This window comes from Streptomyces wedmorensis, assembly GCF_000716445.1.
Lineage (GTDB): Bacteria > Actinomycetota > Actinomycetes > Streptomycetales > Streptomycetaceae > Streptomyces > Streptomyces wedmorensis.
In genome coordinates, this window is record NZ_JNWK01000171.1 from 1 (window position 1) to 776 (window position 776).

The 776-nt window shown below is 65.6% G+C and carries 1 pseudogene; it reads right to left on the bottom strand.

Annotated features, from left to right (window positions below):
* Nucleotides 1-15: 15 nt before the first annotated feature.
* Nucleotides 16-764: pseudogene (locus tag OO54_RS42180) on the bottom strand (carbohydrate ABC transporter permease).
* Nucleotides 765-776 lie beyond the last annotated feature (12 nt).

Consider the following 776-nt stretch of genomic DNA (forward strand, 5'->3'; position numbering starts at 1 on the left):
GAGGTGGTCATCGGGTCAGCCCTTCCGCATGCCGCGCAGCTGGACGGTGTAGGCGATGATCGCGGTGATCACGCCCATCACGATCGCCACGGTCGCCGCGTAGTTGTGCTGCTGGCCCGCGAAGGACAGCGAGTAGGTGTAGAGGTTGGGGGTGAAGTCGCTGGTGATCGCGTTGGGGGCGAGTTTCTGCAGGATGCTGGGCTCGTTGAACAGCTGGAAGCTGCCGATGATCGAGAAGATCGTGGCGATGACCACGGCGCTGCGGATCGCGGGGAGCTTGATGGACCACACGACGCGCCACTCACCGGCGCCGTCGATGGCCGCCGCCTCGTACAGCGAGCGGGGCACGACCTTGAGGGCCGAGTAGAAGATCAGCATGTTGTAGCCGACGAACTCCCAGGTCACGATGTTGCCGATGGAGGCCAGGGCCAGCGAGGGGGAGAGCGGGTCGGGCAGCGTGACCCCGAAGGCGTCGTTGACGTTGCCGACCAGACCGAACTGGGTGCCGTACATGAAGCCCCAGATCAGGCTGGCGCGATGCCCAGCATGACGGGCACCTGCACCAGGAGGAACATGCCGACCCGTGTCAGACCGTCCCAGAAGCGGGGGTCGGTCAGCGCCTCGCCGTAGTTGTCGAGGCCGACGAAGGAGGTCCCGCCGATGAGCCGGTCCTGGAACAGGCTCAGGTATACGGCGTATCCGATCGGCGCCAGGAAGACGAGAGCGAAGACCGCGACGAACGGGCCGACGAAACCCCAGCCCACGAAGGCCTCCTT